Origin of the sequence: Streptomyces sp. NPDC005805 (assembly GCF_040630445.1) — a bacterium.
In the GTDB taxonomy this organism is placed as follows: Bacteria; Actinomycetota; Actinomycetes; order Streptomycetales; family Streptomycetaceae; genus Streptomyces.
In genome coordinates, this window is sequence record NZ_JBEXXN010000001.1 from 234,954 (window position 1) to 248,221 (window position 13,268).

13 protein-coding genes are annotated in these 13,268 nt (G+C 71.4%); 6 read left to right on the plus strand and 7 right to left on the minus strand.

Annotated elements, in window-relative coordinates:
* Window positions 1–32 precede the first annotated feature (32 nt).
* A complete protein-coding gene (gene rpsR, locus ABZ457_RS01090) occupies window positions 33–269 on the plus strand; it encodes a 30S ribosomal protein S18 (RefSeq protein WP_005315025.1) in 237 nt (78 codons plus the stop codon).
* A gap of 18 nt (window positions 270–287) precedes the next feature.
* On the plus strand, window positions 288–734 hold the full coding sequence (gene rplI / locus ABZ457_RS01095; protein WP_018846120.1) for a 50S ribosomal protein L9: 447 nt from the start codon (window positions 288–290) through the stop codon (window positions 732–734).
* A gap of 143 nt (window positions 735–877) precedes the next feature.
* Here the strand turns inward: rplI and ABZ457_RS01100 are convergent, their stop codons facing one another.
* A complete protein-coding gene (locus ABZ457_RS01100; RefSeq protein ID WP_359152480.1) occupies window positions 878–2,215 on the minus strand; it encodes an MATE family efflux transporter in 1,338 nt (445 codons plus the stop codon).
* Window positions 2,216–2,641: 426 nt separating this feature from the next.
* Between ABZ457_RS01100 and dnaB the strand changes: the two genes are divergently transcribed.
* Together dnaB and ABZ457_RS01110 are read left to right on the plus strand one after the other, a co-directional pair.
* Window positions 2,642–4,126 (plus strand): replicative DNA helicase, encoded by a 1,485-nt coding sequence (gene dnaB / locus ABZ457_RS01105; RefSeq protein WP_018846122.1) that lies wholly within the window; start codon window positions 2,642–2,644, stop codon window positions 4,124–4,126.
* A 68-nt stretch (window positions 4,127–4,194) separates the two neighbouring features.
* The gene (locus tag ABZ457_RS01110) at window positions 4,195–5,571 is read left to right on the plus strand and encodes a serine hydrolase domain-containing protein (RefSeq protein WP_359152483.1); all 1,377 of its coding nucleotides are present in this window, start codon (window positions 4,195–4,197) and stop codon (window positions 5,569–5,571) included.
* 144 nt (window positions 5,572–5,715) lie between these two features.
* Here ABZ457_RS01110 and ABZ457_RS01115 read toward each other — a convergent pair whose 3' ends face one another.
* Together ABZ457_RS01115 and ABZ457_RS01120 are read right to left on the minus strand one after the other, a co-directional pair.
* Window positions 5,716–6,168, minus strand: coding sequence for a GNAT family N-acetyltransferase (locus ABZ457_RS01115; RefSeq protein WP_359152485.1), 453 nt, complete (start codon window positions 6,166–6,168; stop codon window positions 5,716–5,718).
* Window positions 6,169–6,178: 10 nt separating this feature from the next.
* Window positions 6,179–6,637: a MarR family transcriptional regulator gene (locus ABZ457_RS01120; RefSeq protein ID WP_359152487.1), complete on the minus strand. Its 459-nt coding sequence runs from the start codon at window positions 6,635–6,637 to the stop codon at window positions 6,179–6,181.
* A 140-nt stretch (window positions 6,638–6,777) separates the two neighbouring features.
* Here ABZ457_RS01120 and ABZ457_RS01125 point away from each other — a divergent pair, with 140 nt between their 5' ends.
* Window positions 6,778–7,977 carry an MFS transporter gene (locus ABZ457_RS01125; protein ID WP_359152489.1) on the plus strand — a complete coding sequence of 400 codons (1,200 nt, stop codon included), beginning with the start codon at window positions 6,778–6,780 and terminating at the stop codon, window positions 7,975–7,977.
* Between the two features lie 149 nt (window positions 7,978–8,126).
* On the opposite strand, the gene ABZ457_RS01130 is transcribed toward ABZ457_RS01125, so the two are convergent.
* Both ABZ457_RS01130 and ABZ457_RS01135 read right to left on the minus strand, forming a co-directional pair.
* Complete coding sequence (locus ABZ457_RS01130) at window positions 8,127–8,981, minus strand: GNAT family N-acetyltransferase (protein WP_359152491.1); 855 nt, start codon at window positions 8,979–8,981, stop codon at window positions 8,127–8,129.
* 4 nt (window positions 8,982–8,985) lie between these two features.
* On the minus strand, window positions 8,986–9,567 hold the full coding sequence (locus ABZ457_RS01135; RefSeq protein WP_359152493.1) for a DUF2269 domain-containing protein: 582 nt from the start codon (window positions 9,565–9,567) through the stop codon (window positions 8,986–8,988).
* A 473-nt stretch (window positions 9,568–10,040) separates the two neighbouring features.
* Between ABZ457_RS01135 and ABZ457_RS01140 the strand changes: the two genes are divergently transcribed.
* Window positions 10,041–11,621 carry a globin domain-containing protein gene (locus tag ABZ457_RS01140; protein WP_359152495.1) on the plus strand — a complete coding sequence of 527 codons (1,581 nt, stop codon included), beginning with the start codon at window positions 10,041–10,043 and terminating at the stop codon, window positions 11,619–11,621.
* A 24-nt stretch (window positions 11,622–11,645) separates the two neighbouring features.
* Here the strand turns inward: ABZ457_RS01140 and ABZ457_RS01145 are convergent, their stop codons facing one another.
* On the minus strand, window positions 11,646–12,125 hold the full coding sequence (locus ABZ457_RS01145; protein ID WP_026277345.1) for an NUDIX hydrolase: 480 nt from the start codon (window positions 12,123–12,125) through the stop codon (window positions 11,646–11,648).
* Window positions 12,126–12,184: 59 nt separating this feature from the next.
* A complete protein-coding gene (locus ABZ457_RS01150; protein ID WP_359152498.1) occupies window positions 12,185–13,075 on the minus strand; it encodes a LysR family transcriptional regulator in 891 nt (296 codons plus the stop codon).
* Between the last annotated feature and the right edge of the window lie 193 nt (window positions 13,076–13,268).

Consider the following 13,268-nt stretch of genomic DNA (forward strand, 5'->3'; position numbering starts at 1 on the left):
ACTCCCCTTCTTGATCACACAGGAGAAACACCATGGCGAAGCCGCCTGTGCGCAAGCCTAAGAAGAAGGTCTGCGCGTTCTGCAAGGACAAGACCGCTTACGTGGACTACAAGGACACGAACATGCTGCGGAAGTTCATTTCCGACCGCGGCAAGATCCGTGCCCGCCGCGTGACCGGCAACTGCACGCAGCACCAGCGTGACGTCGCCACGGCCGTCAAGAACAGCCGTGAGATGGCGCTGCTGCCCTACACGTCCACCGCGCGATAAGGGGAGGGTGACCAGAACATGAAGATCATCCTCACCCAGGAGGTCTCTGGCCTCGGTGCCGCCGGCGACGTCGTCGACGTCAAGGACGGTTACGCTCGCAACTACCTGGTCCCGCGTGGTTTCGCGATCCGCTGGACCAAGGGTGGCGAGAAGGACGTGGCGCAGATCCGCCGCGCCCGCAAGATCCACGAGATCGCGACCATCGAGCAGGCCAACTCCGTCAAGGGCCAGCTCGAGGCCGTGAAGGTGCGCCTGGCCGTTCGCTCCGGCGACGCCGGCCGCCTGTTCGGCTCCGTCACCCCGGCCGACATCGCCTCGGCGATCAAGGACGCGGGTGGCCCGGAGGTCGACAAGCGTCGTGTCGAGCTCGGTGCGCCGATCAAGACCCTGGGCTCGCACCAGGTGTCCGTGCGTCTGCACCCCGAGGTCGCCGCGCAGCTCGGCGTCGAGGTCGTCGCCGCCTGAGCAGCGTTCTCGACTGAGCAGTAGGAAGGGCCGCATCCTCCGGGATGCGGCCCTTCTGTTTCACGTGAAACAGGCTCCCTGGTTTCCGGACGGACGGTCCTGCGATGCCGGCCTTCGGTCCTGCGATGCCGGCCTTCTCGGGGTCAGCGGGCGGCGCCCGTCACAAGCCACTTGCCGGACCGGGCCCGCCACCAGAGGGTGAGCAGGCGGACGAACATCATCAGGGTCATCGCCCACCACAGGGCCGTCAGACCGCCGCCGAGCGCCGGTACGAGGAGGGCCACGGGCGCGAAGACGGCGAGAGTGACGATCATGGCCCAGGCCAGGTAGGGCCCGTCCCCCGCTCCCATCAGCACGCCGTCCAGGACGAACACCACACCGGCGAGGGGCTGGGAGACCGCCACCACCAGGAGGGCGGGGAGCAGGGTGTCCTGGACCGTCCGGTCGCTGGTGAACAGGGGGACGAAGAGGGGGCGCGCGGCCACGACGAGCACCCCCAGGACGACACCGGTGGCGATCCCCCACTGCACCATGCGCCGGCAGACCTGGCGGGCTCCCTCCGCGTCCCCGGCGCCGAGATAGCGGCCGATGATGGCCTGCCCGGCGATGGCGATGGCGTCCAGAGCGAAGGCCAGCAGGCTCCAGAGGGAGAGGACGACCTGGTGGGCGGCGATCTCGGCGTCCCCGAGGCGGGCGGCGACCGCGGTGGCGATCAGCAGAACGGCCCGGAGCGAGAGGGTACGGACGAGGAGGGGGACTCCCGCCTGGGCGCTGGCACGGATACCGGCGGCGTCCGGCCGAAGGGTCGCGCCGTGCCGTCGTGCTCCTCTGACCACCACGATCAGATAGGCGACGGCCATACCGCACTGGGCGATCACCGTGCCCCAGGCGGATCCCGCGATACCGAGACCGGCTCCGTAGACCAGGCCGACATTGAGCGCGGCGTTGGCCGTGAAGCCGCCGACGGCCACGTACAGGGGGGTGCGGGTGTCCTGGAGCCCGCGGAGGACACCGGTGGCGGCGAGGACGATCAGCATGGCCGGGATACCGAAGCTGGAGATCCGCAGATAGGTGATCGCGTACGGTGCGGCGGTCTCCGAGGTGCCGAAGAGGCCGATGAGCCAGGGCGCGGCCGGGACGGTCACGGCGACGACCGCGAGGCCGAGGACGAGCGCGAGCCAGATCCCGTCCATGCCCTGGCGGATGGCGGCGCGGAGATCTCCGGCGCCGACCCGGCGGGCCACGGCGGCGGTGGTGGCGTAGGCGAGGAAGACGAACACGCTTACCGCGGTCATGAGGAGGGCGGCGGCGACTCCGAGGCCGGCCAGTTGCGGGGTGCCGAGATGGCCGACGACCGCACTGTCGACCATGACGAAAAGGGGCTCGGCCACGAGTGCGCCGAAGGCGGGGACGGCGAGGGCGACGATCTCTCGGTCGTGCCGACGACGGGGTGCCCGGGCGGGCGCGGGGGCCGGTGTCATGGCATCAATGTAATCTTCCACAGGTAAGAGATGCAATGCGATGGGGACCCTTACGGTCGGCTCCGGTCGAGCGCCTCGCCGGGGGTGTTCGACCGGATCGTGATCTGCCCGCGAAAGTTTTTCTCCCCCACAGTCAGTGGATGGAAAGTTCCCAGCTCAGAGTGTAGTTCGGTACAGAGGTGTGGCTTTGTCCACAGTGCTGTCCCCCGGTTCGTGCACAGGTTCCGGAGACTTCTCCACAGCATCTGATCCTTCGTCCACACCGCCTGTGGATAACCAGATTGGCTGACGGTGCCGCCGGGCCTACCGTGGACCGTCGCCCGACGCGCCGAAAGCGGAGTCCAGCGACTCGATTTGTCGGTGCCGTGGCGTAGAAAGAATGCCACGGCAGAGGTCCGCGAGGCGGACGGGAGGAGGTGGCCGCGGGTGAGCATTTCCGAACCCCTGGACGACCCGTGGGCGGCCGACACCCCGGGGGACCGCCTCCCCGCGTCCCGCCGCCGTGGCGACGGCGGCGGGAGCCGCGGCAGCCGGGAGGACCGCCACGACCGGGGCAGCGACGGCGGCAGCTGGGACAGCGGGCCCGGCTTCGAGCGGGTCCCACCCCAGGACCTGGACGCGGAGCAGTCGGTCCTCGGCGGCATGCTGCTCTCCAAGGACGCCATCGCCGACGTCGTCGAGATCATCAAGGGCCACGACTTCTACCGGCCCGCCCACGAGACGGTCTACCAGGCCATCCTGGACCTGTACGCCAAGGGCGAGCCGGCGGACCCGATCACCGTGGCCGCCGAGCTGGTGAAGCGGGGCGAGATCACCCGGGTCGGCGGGGCCCCCTATCTCCACACCCTGGTCCAGTCGGTGCCGACCGCGGCCAACGCCTCGTACTACGCGGAGATCGTCCATGAGCGCGCGGTGCTCCGCCGGCTGGTGGAGGCCGGCACCAAGATCACGCAGATGGGATACGCGGCCGACGGCGACGTCGACGAGATCGTGAACTCGGCCCAGGCCGAGATCTACGCCGTCACGGAGCAGCGGACCAGCGAGGACTACCTCCCGCTCGGCGACATCATGGAGGGCGCCCTCGACGAGATCGAGGCGATCGGCTCCCGCAGCGGCGAGATGACCGGTGTGCCGACCGGGTTCACCGACTTCGACTCCCTGACGAACGGCCTCCACCCGGGCCAGATGATCGTCATCGCGGCCCGTCCCGCGATGGGCAAGTCCACCCTGGCGCTGGACTTCGCCCGGGCCTGCTCGATCAAGAACAACCTGCCGAGCGTCATCTTCTCCCTGGAGATGGGCCGCAACGAGATCGCGATGCGTCTGCTCTCCGCCGAGGCGCGGGTCGCCCTGCACCATATGCGCTCGGGCACGATGACCGACGAGGACTGGACCCGGCTCGCCCGCCGGATGCCGGACGTCTCCCAGGCCCCGCTCTATATCGACGACTCGCCGAACCTCTCGATGATGGAGATCCGGGCCAAGTGCCGCCGCCTGAAGCAGCGGAACGACCTGAAGCTCGTGGTCATCGACTACCTCCAGCTGATGCAGTCGGGCGGCTCCAAGCGCGCCGAGAGCCGCCAGCAGGAGGTCTCGGACATGTCCCGGAACCTGAAGCTGCTGGCCAAGGAGCTGGAGATCCCGGTCATCGCGCTCTCCCAGCTGAACCGAGGCCCCGAGCAGCGGACGGACAAGAAGCCCATGGTCTCCGACCTGCGTGAGTCGGGATCGATCGAGCAGGACGCCGACATGGTCATCCTGCTCCACCGCGAGGACGCCTACGAGAAGGAGTCCCCCCGCGCGGGCGAGGCGGACCTGATCGTCGCCAAGCACCGAAACGGCCCGACGGCGACGATCACGGTCGCCTTCCAGGGCCACTACTCCCGCTTCGTGGACATGGCGCAGACCTGATCCAGGCGTGCGGCATCCCGAGGCGTAAAGAAGTCGACTGCCTCGGGTCGGCCGGATAGACCTGGGGCATGACGTCATCAGTCGAAGAACTTCTCCCCGGCACGCGCCGTGCGCTGCTGTACCGTCTTGCTGTCGCCCAGGTCGAGGGGCGCACGCCGTCGTATGTCGGGGCGGTGCTGCGGGACGGGCACCTGGTGTGGACGGGCGCGCGCAGTGGGGTGGAGGGGCTCGCCCCCGACGCGGACACGCAGTACCGGGTCGGCTCGATCACCAAGACCTTCACGGCCGTGCTGGTCATGCGCCTGCGCGACGAAGGGCTCCTGGATCTCGGTGATCCCCTGGAGAAGCACCTGCCCGGGACCGGGGTGGGCGAGGTGACGATCGCTCAACTCCTCGGTCACAGCGCCGGGCTGAGCGCGGAGTCCCCCGCTCCGTGGTGGGAGCGGACGCCCGGCTCGCTGCGCCCCGAACTGGCGGACGTGATCGGCGAGGGTGGGCGGATGCATCCGCCGGGGCGCCGGCACCACTACTCCAACCCCGGGTACACCCTGCTCGGCGCCCTGGTCGCGGCGGTCCGCGGGGTGCCGTGGGAGGAGGTCCTGCGGCGGGAGGTCCTGGAGCCGCTGGGGCTCACCCGCACGAGTACGAAACCGGTCGCGCCGCACGCCGGCGGCTGGGCCGTGCACCCCTGGGCGGATGTGCTGCTGCCGGAGCCGGCCGAGGACCTTGGACTGATGGCGCCCGCCGGGCAGTTGTGGTCCACCGCGGCCGACCTGTGCCGCTTCGCCTGGTTCCTCGCGGAGGGGGACGACCGGGTGCTCGGGGCGGCCTCCGTACGGGAGATGCGGACGCCGTCCGTGGCCCCGGAGGCCGGTGACTGGACGAGCGCCTACGGCCTCGGCATGCAGATCGTGCGGGCCGGGGAACGCACCCTGGTGGGCCACTGCGGGTCGCTGCCGGGCTTCCTCGCCGGCCTGTGGGTGAGCGTGGCGGACGGCGTCGCCGCGGTGGCGCTCACCAACGCCACCTCCGGGCCGCTGGCCGGGACGACCGCCGCCGAGCTGCTGGCCATCGTCGCGGAGGCGGAGCCGCGCATCCCGGAGCCCTGGCGTCCCCTTCCGGAGGCCGATCCCCGGCTGCTGGAGCTCACCGGCCCCTGGTACTGGGGGACATACGCGTACGGTCTGCGTCTCGCCGAGGGCGGCGGGGTGGATCTGGAGCCGCTGCGCGGCGGCGGTCGCCGGTCGCGCTTCGCCGCGGCGGGGGACGGGGTGTGGACCGGCCTAGACGGCTACTACGCGGGGGAGACCCTGACGGTGGCGCGCCGGAGCGACGGCTCGGTGAGCCATCTGGATCTGGGGTCCTTCGTGTTCACACGGGAGCCCTACGGACCTGCCGACGCGGTGCCCGGCGGAGTGGACGAGGAGGGCTGGCGCGGGCGCTGAGCCCCCGTCGACCAGGGCGCCGACAGAGACAGCCGAACAGGGTCGGTCGTACACGACCGGCCCTGTTCCACGTTCCACGTGAAACATCCGGCTGGACCGGCACCGGGGCCGGCAACCGAGGTCGGCAGCCGTCGGAGGCGGCCGTCAGAGGGGCAGCTTGAACCCGACATGGGACGCGGTGAAGCCCAGGCGCTCGTAGAAGCGGTGGGCGTCCGTGCGCTGTACATCGGAGGTGAGCTGGACCAGCTGGCAGCCGAGGCGCCGAGACTCCTCGACGGCCCACTCGACCAGTTGTGTCCCGAGTCCGCTGCCCCGTTCGTCCCGGTGGACCCGGACGGCCTCGATGACCGAGCGGGTGGCCCCCTGCCGGGACAGGCCCGGGATCACGGTGAGCTGGAGGGTGCCGACCACCCGGCCGTCCCGTACGGCGACCGTCTGGTGCTGGTGGGGGTCGCCGTCCAGACGTGCGAACGCGGCCCGGTACGGCGTGAGGTCGTCGGGGGACTCGCGCTGGGCGCCGAGGGGGTCGTCGGCGAGCATGGCGACGATCGCCGGGAGGTCGTCCTCGGTGGCCGCCCGTATCTGAAGATCACTCATGACCGGCAGACTACGCGGGGACCCTCAGCTCCTCGACGGCCCTGACGAGGGGGGCGAGCTCGGGGTTCTTCGCGGCTTCGTCGAGGGCTTCGCGCAGGGCGGTGTCGTTGGTGGGCCGGGCCTGGCCGAGCAGGGCGAGGCCGTCCTCCGTGACGTCGGTGTAGATCCCGCGGCGGTCCGTGTCGCAGAGGTAGCGGGTCAGCAGCCCGCGGTCCTCGAGCCGGGTGACCAGGCGGGTGGTGGCGCTCTGGCTGAGGACGACGGCGTCGGCGACCTGCTTCATCTGGAGGTGGCCGCCGGGGCCGCTGTGCTGCCTGCTGAGGACGTCGAGCAGGGAGAACTCGCGCATGCTCAGGCCGTGCCGGGCTTCCAGGGCCTTCTCGATGTGGGACTCGATCCGCCCGTGCAGGAGCGAGAGAGCGCACCAGCCCTGAGCGAGGGCGGTGAGCGCGGGATCGGTCGCAGTCATGGGTCTCCTCCTCGGTGGCAGGCGGCTCAAAGCCCAGGATAGACGACTATCGCAATAGTCGGCTTTTGCAATTAGCCCGCGTATGCAATTATTGTGGACGCTTGTAAGGCGCTACAGCAATCCATGGAAGGGTCTCTCCCATGCCTCTCGCGCTTCTGGCTCTGGCGATCGGGGCCTTCGGCATCGGCACCACCGAGTTCGTGATCATGGGCCTTCTGCCCCAGGTCGCGGCTGACTTCGGGGTGTCGATCCCCACCTCCGGTCTGCTGGTGACCGGCTACGCACTCGGCGTCGTGGTCGGGGCTCCGCTGATGACCGCACTGGGCACCAGGATCTCCCGGAAGCGGATGCTGATGCTGCTGATGGTCCTGTTCACGGTCGGCAACCTCCTCTCCGCCCTGGCTCCCACCTTCGGCACGATGCTCGCCGGACGGATCGTCGCCTCGCTGGCCCACGGCGCGTTCTTCGGCATCGGCGCCGTCGTGGCCGCCGACCTCGTCGCCCCGCACAAGAAGGCGGGCGCGATCGCGATGATGTTCACCGGTCTCACCGTGGCCAATGTCGTCGGCGTTCCCGGCGGCACCCTGATCGGCCAGTCCATCGGGTGGCGCACCACCTTCGCCGTGGTCGCCGCGCTCGGTGTCGTGGGCCTCGCCGGCATCGCGAAGCTCGTCCCCGAGGTGCCCACCCCGCAGGGCGTCCGGCTCCGCGACGAGGTGGCCGCCTTCAAGAACGCCCAGGTACTGCTCGCCATGGCGATGACCGTGCTCGGCTTCGGCGGTGTCTTCGCGGCCATCACCTACATCGCGCCGATGATGACCGAGGTGGCCGGCTTCGCCGACTCCTCCGTGACCTGGCTGCTGGTCCTCTTCGGGCTGGGTATGGTCGGCGGCAATCTGCTCGGCGGGCGTTTCGCCGACCGGCATCTGATGCCGCTGCTCTACCTCACGCTCGGCGCCCTGGCGCTGGTCATCGCGCTGTTCACCGTGACCGCGCACCACAAGGCCCTCGCCGCGGTCTCCGTCGCCCTCATCGGCGCCCTCGGCTTCGCCACCGTGCCACCGCTGCAGAAGCGTGTCCTGGACCAGGCCCACGGGGCGCCCACCCTGGCCTCCGCGGTCAACATCGGCGCCTTCAACCTCGGCAACGCCCTGGCCGCCTGGCTCGGCGGCATGGTGATCGCCTCCGGTCTGGGGCTGACCGCGCCCAACTGGGTGGGCGCGCTGCTCGCCGCGTCGGCCCTGGTTCTCGCCGTCCTCTCCTCGGCGCTGGAACGCCGTGACCGCGGGGCCGCGCCTGCTGTGGAGGCCGTGCGGGAGGCGGAGCTGGTGAGTCGCTGACCACGCCCGGCACCGAAGCCCCGCGCTGCGGTCCCTGACCGACGCCACGGCCCCGCACCGGAATCCGGTGCGGGGCCGTGGTGCTGGGTCGTGTCCGCAAAGTCTCGCTTGGTCCACGACGCCCGGCACACACCCGAGGGACGGGGCGGTCAGCCGGCGGCGACCGTGAGCGGGGCGAAGCGGCGGGTCCAGTCCCCCGGCAGACCCGAAATCCCGCGGGTCATCACGGCGTTGAACGCGATCGTCTCCAGGCCGCGGGCGCGGACCCACTCCAGCAGTTCCTCGTGCCGGACGTCGATGTCCGTGCGCAGCGGCCGGTCCGAGTGCGCGGCGAGCGAGGCGATCAGCGCCTTCGCGGTCTCCGTGTCCTCGGCGATGAGCGGGCCCACGACTTGCGTCGCCATGTTCGGCCAGGCGGCCGCGTATCCGGTCAGCTCGCCGTCGCGCACGGCCACCCGGATCTGGTCGGCGAAGGCCGGCAGGCGCGTGATCATATGGGTGCGGTCCACGCCGAACACCTCGGCGTCCAGGCGCACCAGGGCCGCCAGGTCCTCGGCGGTCGCGGGGCGGGTGGTGACCTCGGACGCCTCGCCGTCCGCCCGGAAGTGGCCGCGGACCATTTCCGCCCGGCCGGTCGTCGTGAACCCCAGCTCCTCGTAGAGGGGACGGCCGTTGGGGGTGGCGTGCAGGGTGAGGGGGGTGGTCCCGGTCTCGGTCAGGACGTGGTGCATCAGCCGCCTTCCGACACCGCGGCGGGCGAAGCGTTCGGCCACGAGAACCATGCCGATCGCCGAGAGGTCACCGCCGTACTCGGTCACCACGCAGGCGGCGACCAGGCCCTTGCCCTCGGGGTCGTCGATGCCGTACCCGGTGCCCGCCGTCAGCAGCAGTCCCCATTTGTGTTCCTCGCGTGGCCAGCCGCGATCCTCGGACAGGTCGGCGCACGCGACGAGGTCGTCATGGGTCAGGTGCCTGATGGGCAGCTCGGAGAGCGAAGTCGACATGGTGTCAGGCTGTCGGACGCGGTGATCGTCCGTCCAGCCCTTTGTGGGATTCGGCATCCTTGCCGGGGGTGTCGGCGGGAGGCCGCCGGCCAGCCGTACGCAGTCGCCGGCCGCGACGGGTGAGGCCCCACGGTTTGAGCACCGAGACGGCGGTCATGAAGAGATAGGCGGAGAGGGAGACCGCGGGGCCGGTCACCAGGCCCGCCGGGTCGCCGGCCGGGGAGCCCTCCGCCACCGCCGCGGCGGCCTCGCCGACCCTCGGGCGCAGCAGGAGGACCGAGGCGACGGTCGTGGCCAGGGTGAGCCAGAACTTCAGGAACACCCAGCGGTGCCGGGCGAGACCCCAGTGTGTGCCCAGGGACAGCACCAGGCCGCTGAGGAGCGTGAGCAGGGCGACCGGCAGGACCAGCCAGTCCGTGAAGACCGCCATCGACCGGTACGACGCCTCCACGGCCCCCGGCGACCGGGTGGTGGCCGCGGTGAGCGCCAGCGCGAGCAGCCCGAGGGTCAGCCCGAGCCAGCCCCCGGAGGCGGTGACATGGACGACGAGAACCGTGCGGCGAACGGAGCGCTTGAGTGGTTTCACGTGAAACACACTGCCGAGCCGGAGAGGCCAGCGCGTCCCACACGGGGAGCAGGCGCCTCTGCTCGCCCCGGCGTACACCGGGCCCCGGAAGTGGGTACGGGCGGACATCCACCGGCGGTACGGGAGCGTGAAGATCGCGGACCGGCGCTGTGCAGAGTTGGCGGTGAAGCTGGACGGCTGTGTTCCGAGGGGTGGTTCGATGTGGCGCGGAGATCCGTGCGAGCCCTGTGTGCCGGTTCGAACGGCGTGATCGTCCGGCGCTGCGGACGGGCATGTGCACGGCGGCATGGGGGCAATGAGCTTAGAGGGGATGGGATGCGGCTGCCCGGACTTTCCGGACTCTGTCCCGCTCCCGGGAGCCGCCTGGCATGCTGCGTCAGCGGGCGAAGCGGACAGAGCAGGCAAGGCACGGCGTTCCGTGCCCACGGACGCGCGTGCACCCGACCCAGAGATGTTCGAGGCGAGGCAGACACATGGATGCTCGTGCCACCACGTCGGCAGAGAACGGGATGTCGGGCGGCAACGGCGAGTGGTTCACTCCACGACGGCAGCCCGCCACGGAGGAACGGCAGTCCGGTGAGGCAGGACAGTCCGGTACGGACGGCGGCGACGCCGAGCGGACCGCGGACCCGGAAGGCGGCCGCGCGGAGACGGGCGGAAGACCCGGCGCCGTGCCGTCCCGGCAGGTGAGCGCGGTACGGCCGGTGGGCTCCGGCGCCGCGCGCCGCACCCGCCCCCAGCTGTCGATCGTCCGCGACGAGCCGCCCGCGCCCGCCGAGGAGACGCCGCCGGCCGGCGGCCCCGCCGAGCCCCCCGTGCCGACCGGGCGCCCCGCGGCAACCGCGCCGACCGAGCACCCCGCCCATCGCACCCCGGCCGGTGATCCCGTGCCGGCCGAGCACCACCGCGCCCCGGCCGCCGATCCCGGCCCGCCCGCCTCTCCCGACGCGATCCTGGTCCGCCGGACCCTCCAGGAGATCGCCCCGGTCGCCGACCAGGTCACCTCGTACTTCTACGCCCTGCTCTTCGTGCGGCACCCCGCCCTGCGCCCGATGTTCCCCGTGGCCATGGACACCCAGCGCGACCGGCTCCTCAAGGCGCTGCTCACGGCCGCGGAGCACATGGACAACGCGGCCGTCCTCACCGACTACCTCCGCCATCTGGGCCGTGGCCACCGCAAGTACGGCACCCAGCCCGCGCACTACCCCGCCGTGGGCGAGGCCCTGGTCGGCGCCCTCAGCCGCTATGCCACCAGCACCTGGGACGCGGCGACGGAGGCGGCCTGGGTCCGGACGTACACCACGATCTCGCAGATCATGATCGACGCGGCCGCCGAGGACGAGCGGCACGCCCCCGCCTGGTGGCAGGCCGAGGTGGTCTCCCACGACCTGCGCACCCCGGACGTCGCGGTGGTCACGGTCCGCCCGGACCAGCCGTACGCCTTCCTGGCCGGGCAGTACACCACGCTGGAGACCCCCTGGTGGCCCCGCGTCTGGCGGCACTACTCCTTCGCCGGCGCGCCCCGCTCCGACGGCCTGCTGACCTTCCACGTCAAGGCCGTTCCCGCCGGATGGGTCTCCAACGCGCTGGTGCACCGGGCCCGTCCGGGAGACGTGCTGCGACTGGGGCCCCCGGCCGGGTCGATGACGGTCGACCACACCACCGACAGCGGTCTCCTCTGCCTCGGCGGCGGCACGGGGATCGCCCCCATCAAGGCCCTCGTCGAGGACGTGGCCGAACACGGCGAGCGGCGCACGGTGGAGGTCTTCTACGGCGCGCGCACCGACTACGACCTCTACGACATCGACACCATGCTGCGCCTCCAGCAGGCGCACCCCTGGCTCTCCGTGCGGCCCGTGGTGGACGACCGCGCCCAGTTCCCGGCGGTTCTGCGCGACTACGGCCGGCACGGGCCCTGGCACGGCTTCGACGCCTATCTGTCCGGGCCGCCCGGGATGATCCGCAGCGGGATCGACGCGCTGCGCCGTATCGGCATCCCGGGCGAGCGGATCCGGCACGACTCGCTGGAGGACCTGGTCGCCGTCGGCGGCTGAGCCGGTGCCGGAGGGCCCGGCGGTTCAGCCGAGGTCGTGGGCGTGCATCGCCCGTACGCCCTCGATGTTGCCGTCCAGGTAGTGGCGCAGGGAGAGCGGGACCAGGTGCACGGCGGCGATGCCGACCCGGCTGAACGGCACCCGGACGATCTCGTACTCGCCGCAGGGTTCGTCGACCTCGGGGCCGTGGCGCAGGGAGGGGTCCATGGACTCCAGCCGGCAGACGAAGAAGTGCTGCACCTTCACCCCGGTCACCCCGCCGTCCGCGATGTGCTCCACGGTGTCGACGAAGCAGGGCACCACATCGGTGATCTTGGCGCCCAGTTCCTCGTGGACCTCGCGGTGCAGGGCGTCCACGACGGTGGCGTCCTCCGGCTCGACCCCGCCGCCGGGCGTGAGCCAGTAGGGATCGACTCCCGGCTTGGTGCGCTTGATCAGGACGAGGTCCGGCCCGTCGAGCAGAACGGCGCGTGCGGTGCGCTTGACCACTGGTCGTTCGGTCATGGCAAGAGAGTGGCCCAGCCGGGGGCGTCTGAAACCGACCCCGGGCCACGGGCCCGCCTTCACCAGCCGGCGGCGGCCGTGAGCAGGCACTCATGGGCCCGCGCGATGTGCGGATGGGCCAGGGTTCCGGTGCGTACGACGAGGAAGTAGGTCCGCAGCGGGGGAACGGCGGGTTCGTGGAGGGCGACGACCCGGCCGCGCCGCAGCGCCTCCTCGCACAGATAGCGGGGCAGGACCGCCAGCCCGGCGCCCGCCGCCGTGGCCTCCAGCACCGCGCGGAGATCGGGGGCGATCACGGTGCCCGCGGCCGCCGGGGGCGAGTCGAAGACCGCGTGCCAGTAGCGGGAGACCAGCGGCAGCGACTCGTGTACCTCCACCACCGGGAGCTGTTCCAGGACCACATGCCCCTTGCGGAGGCCGTCGGGACCGAGGCGGGCCGCCCAGCGCGGAGCGGCGACCAGGACGTGTTCCTCGTCGCAGAGGGCGGTCGGGCTGAGCAGCCGGCCCCGGGGGCGGGCGGTGGTGATCGCCAGATCGTGGTGGCCCGCGGCGAGCCCGTCGAGGGTCTCCTCGGCGTTGCCGAAGGAGGTGCGCAGGGCCAGGCCCTGCCCGGTCAGGGGCGTGAGGGCGGGCAGCGCGCGCAGGGTGGTGAACTCGGGCGGCCCGGCGAGGTGCAGGGTGCGGACCGGGGACTCCTCGTCGAGCCCGGCCTCGGTGATCTCCAGCAGGGCGTCCAGGTGCGGGGCCGCCCGGTGGGCCAGCTCGTCACCGATGGTGGTGGGGGTGACCCCACGGGCCTGGCGCAGGAAGAGGGGGCGGCCGAGCTGGCGTTCCAGGGTGCGTATCTGGCCGGTCACGGCCGGCTGGGAGAGACCGAGGAGGGCCGCGGCGCGGGTGAAGGAGCCGGCCCGGTGCACCGTGACGAATGTGCGCAACAGGGCCAGATCCATGTCATGCCCCTCCCGACCCGCCGACGGCCTCGAACCCGCCCAACTATAAATAAGTCGATAGGTCGCTGTCGCTACCGTGATTGGACACTGACGCAGAGTCAACTAGCCTTGTCCGCACGGTTCTTCGTACGGCGGGGGACCGGGGCGGTCCGAGCCACGAGGGGGGAGGCTCGGACCGTCCGGCATGTACGCG

Excerpts from the sequence above, each read along its gene's own strand:
- rpsR (WP_005315025.1), top strand. The coding sequence starts at position 33 with ATGGCGAAGCCGCCTGTGCGCAAGCCTAAGAAGAAGGTCTGCGCGTTC.
- rplI (WP_018846120.1), top strand. The coding sequence starts at position 288 with ATGAAGATCATCCTCACCCAGGAGGTCTCTGGCCTCGGTGCCGCCGGC.
- ABZ457_RS01100 (WP_359152480.1), bottom strand. The coding sequence starts at position 2,215 with ATGACACCGGCCCCCGCGCCCGCCCGGGCACCCCGTCGTCGGCACGAC.
- ABZ457_RS01110 (WP_359152483.1), top strand. The coding sequence starts at position 4,195 with ATGACGTCATCAGTCGAAGAACTTCTCCCCGGCACGCGCCGTGCGCTG.
- ABZ457_RS01115 (WP_359152485.1), bottom strand. The coding sequence starts at position 6,168 with ATGAGTGATCTTCAGATACGGGCGGCCACCGAGGACGACCTCCCGGCG.
- ABZ457_RS01120 (WP_359152487.1), bottom strand. The coding sequence starts at position 6,637 with ATGACTGCGACCGATCCCGCGCTCACCGCCCTCGCTCAGGGCTGGTGC.
- ABZ457_RS01125 (WP_359152489.1), top strand. The coding sequence starts at position 6,778 with ATGCCTCTCGCGCTTCTGGCTCTGGCGATCGGGGCCTTCGGCATCGGC.
- ABZ457_RS01130 (WP_359152491.1), bottom strand. The coding sequence starts at position 8,981 with ATGTCGACTTCGCTCTCCGAGCTGCCCATCAGGCACCTGACCCATGAC.
- ABZ457_RS01140 (WP_359152495.1), top strand. The coding sequence starts at position 10,041 with ATGGATGCTCGTGCCACCACGTCGGCAGAGAACGGGATGTCGGGCGGC.
- ABZ457_RS01145 (WP_026277345.1), bottom strand. The coding sequence starts at position 12,125 with ATGACCGAACGACCAGTGGTCAAGCGCACCGCACGCGCCGTTCTGCTC.
- ABZ457_RS01150 (WP_359152498.1), bottom strand. The coding sequence starts at position 13,075 with ATGGATCTGGCCCTGTTGCGCACATTCGTCACGGTGCACCGGGCCGGC.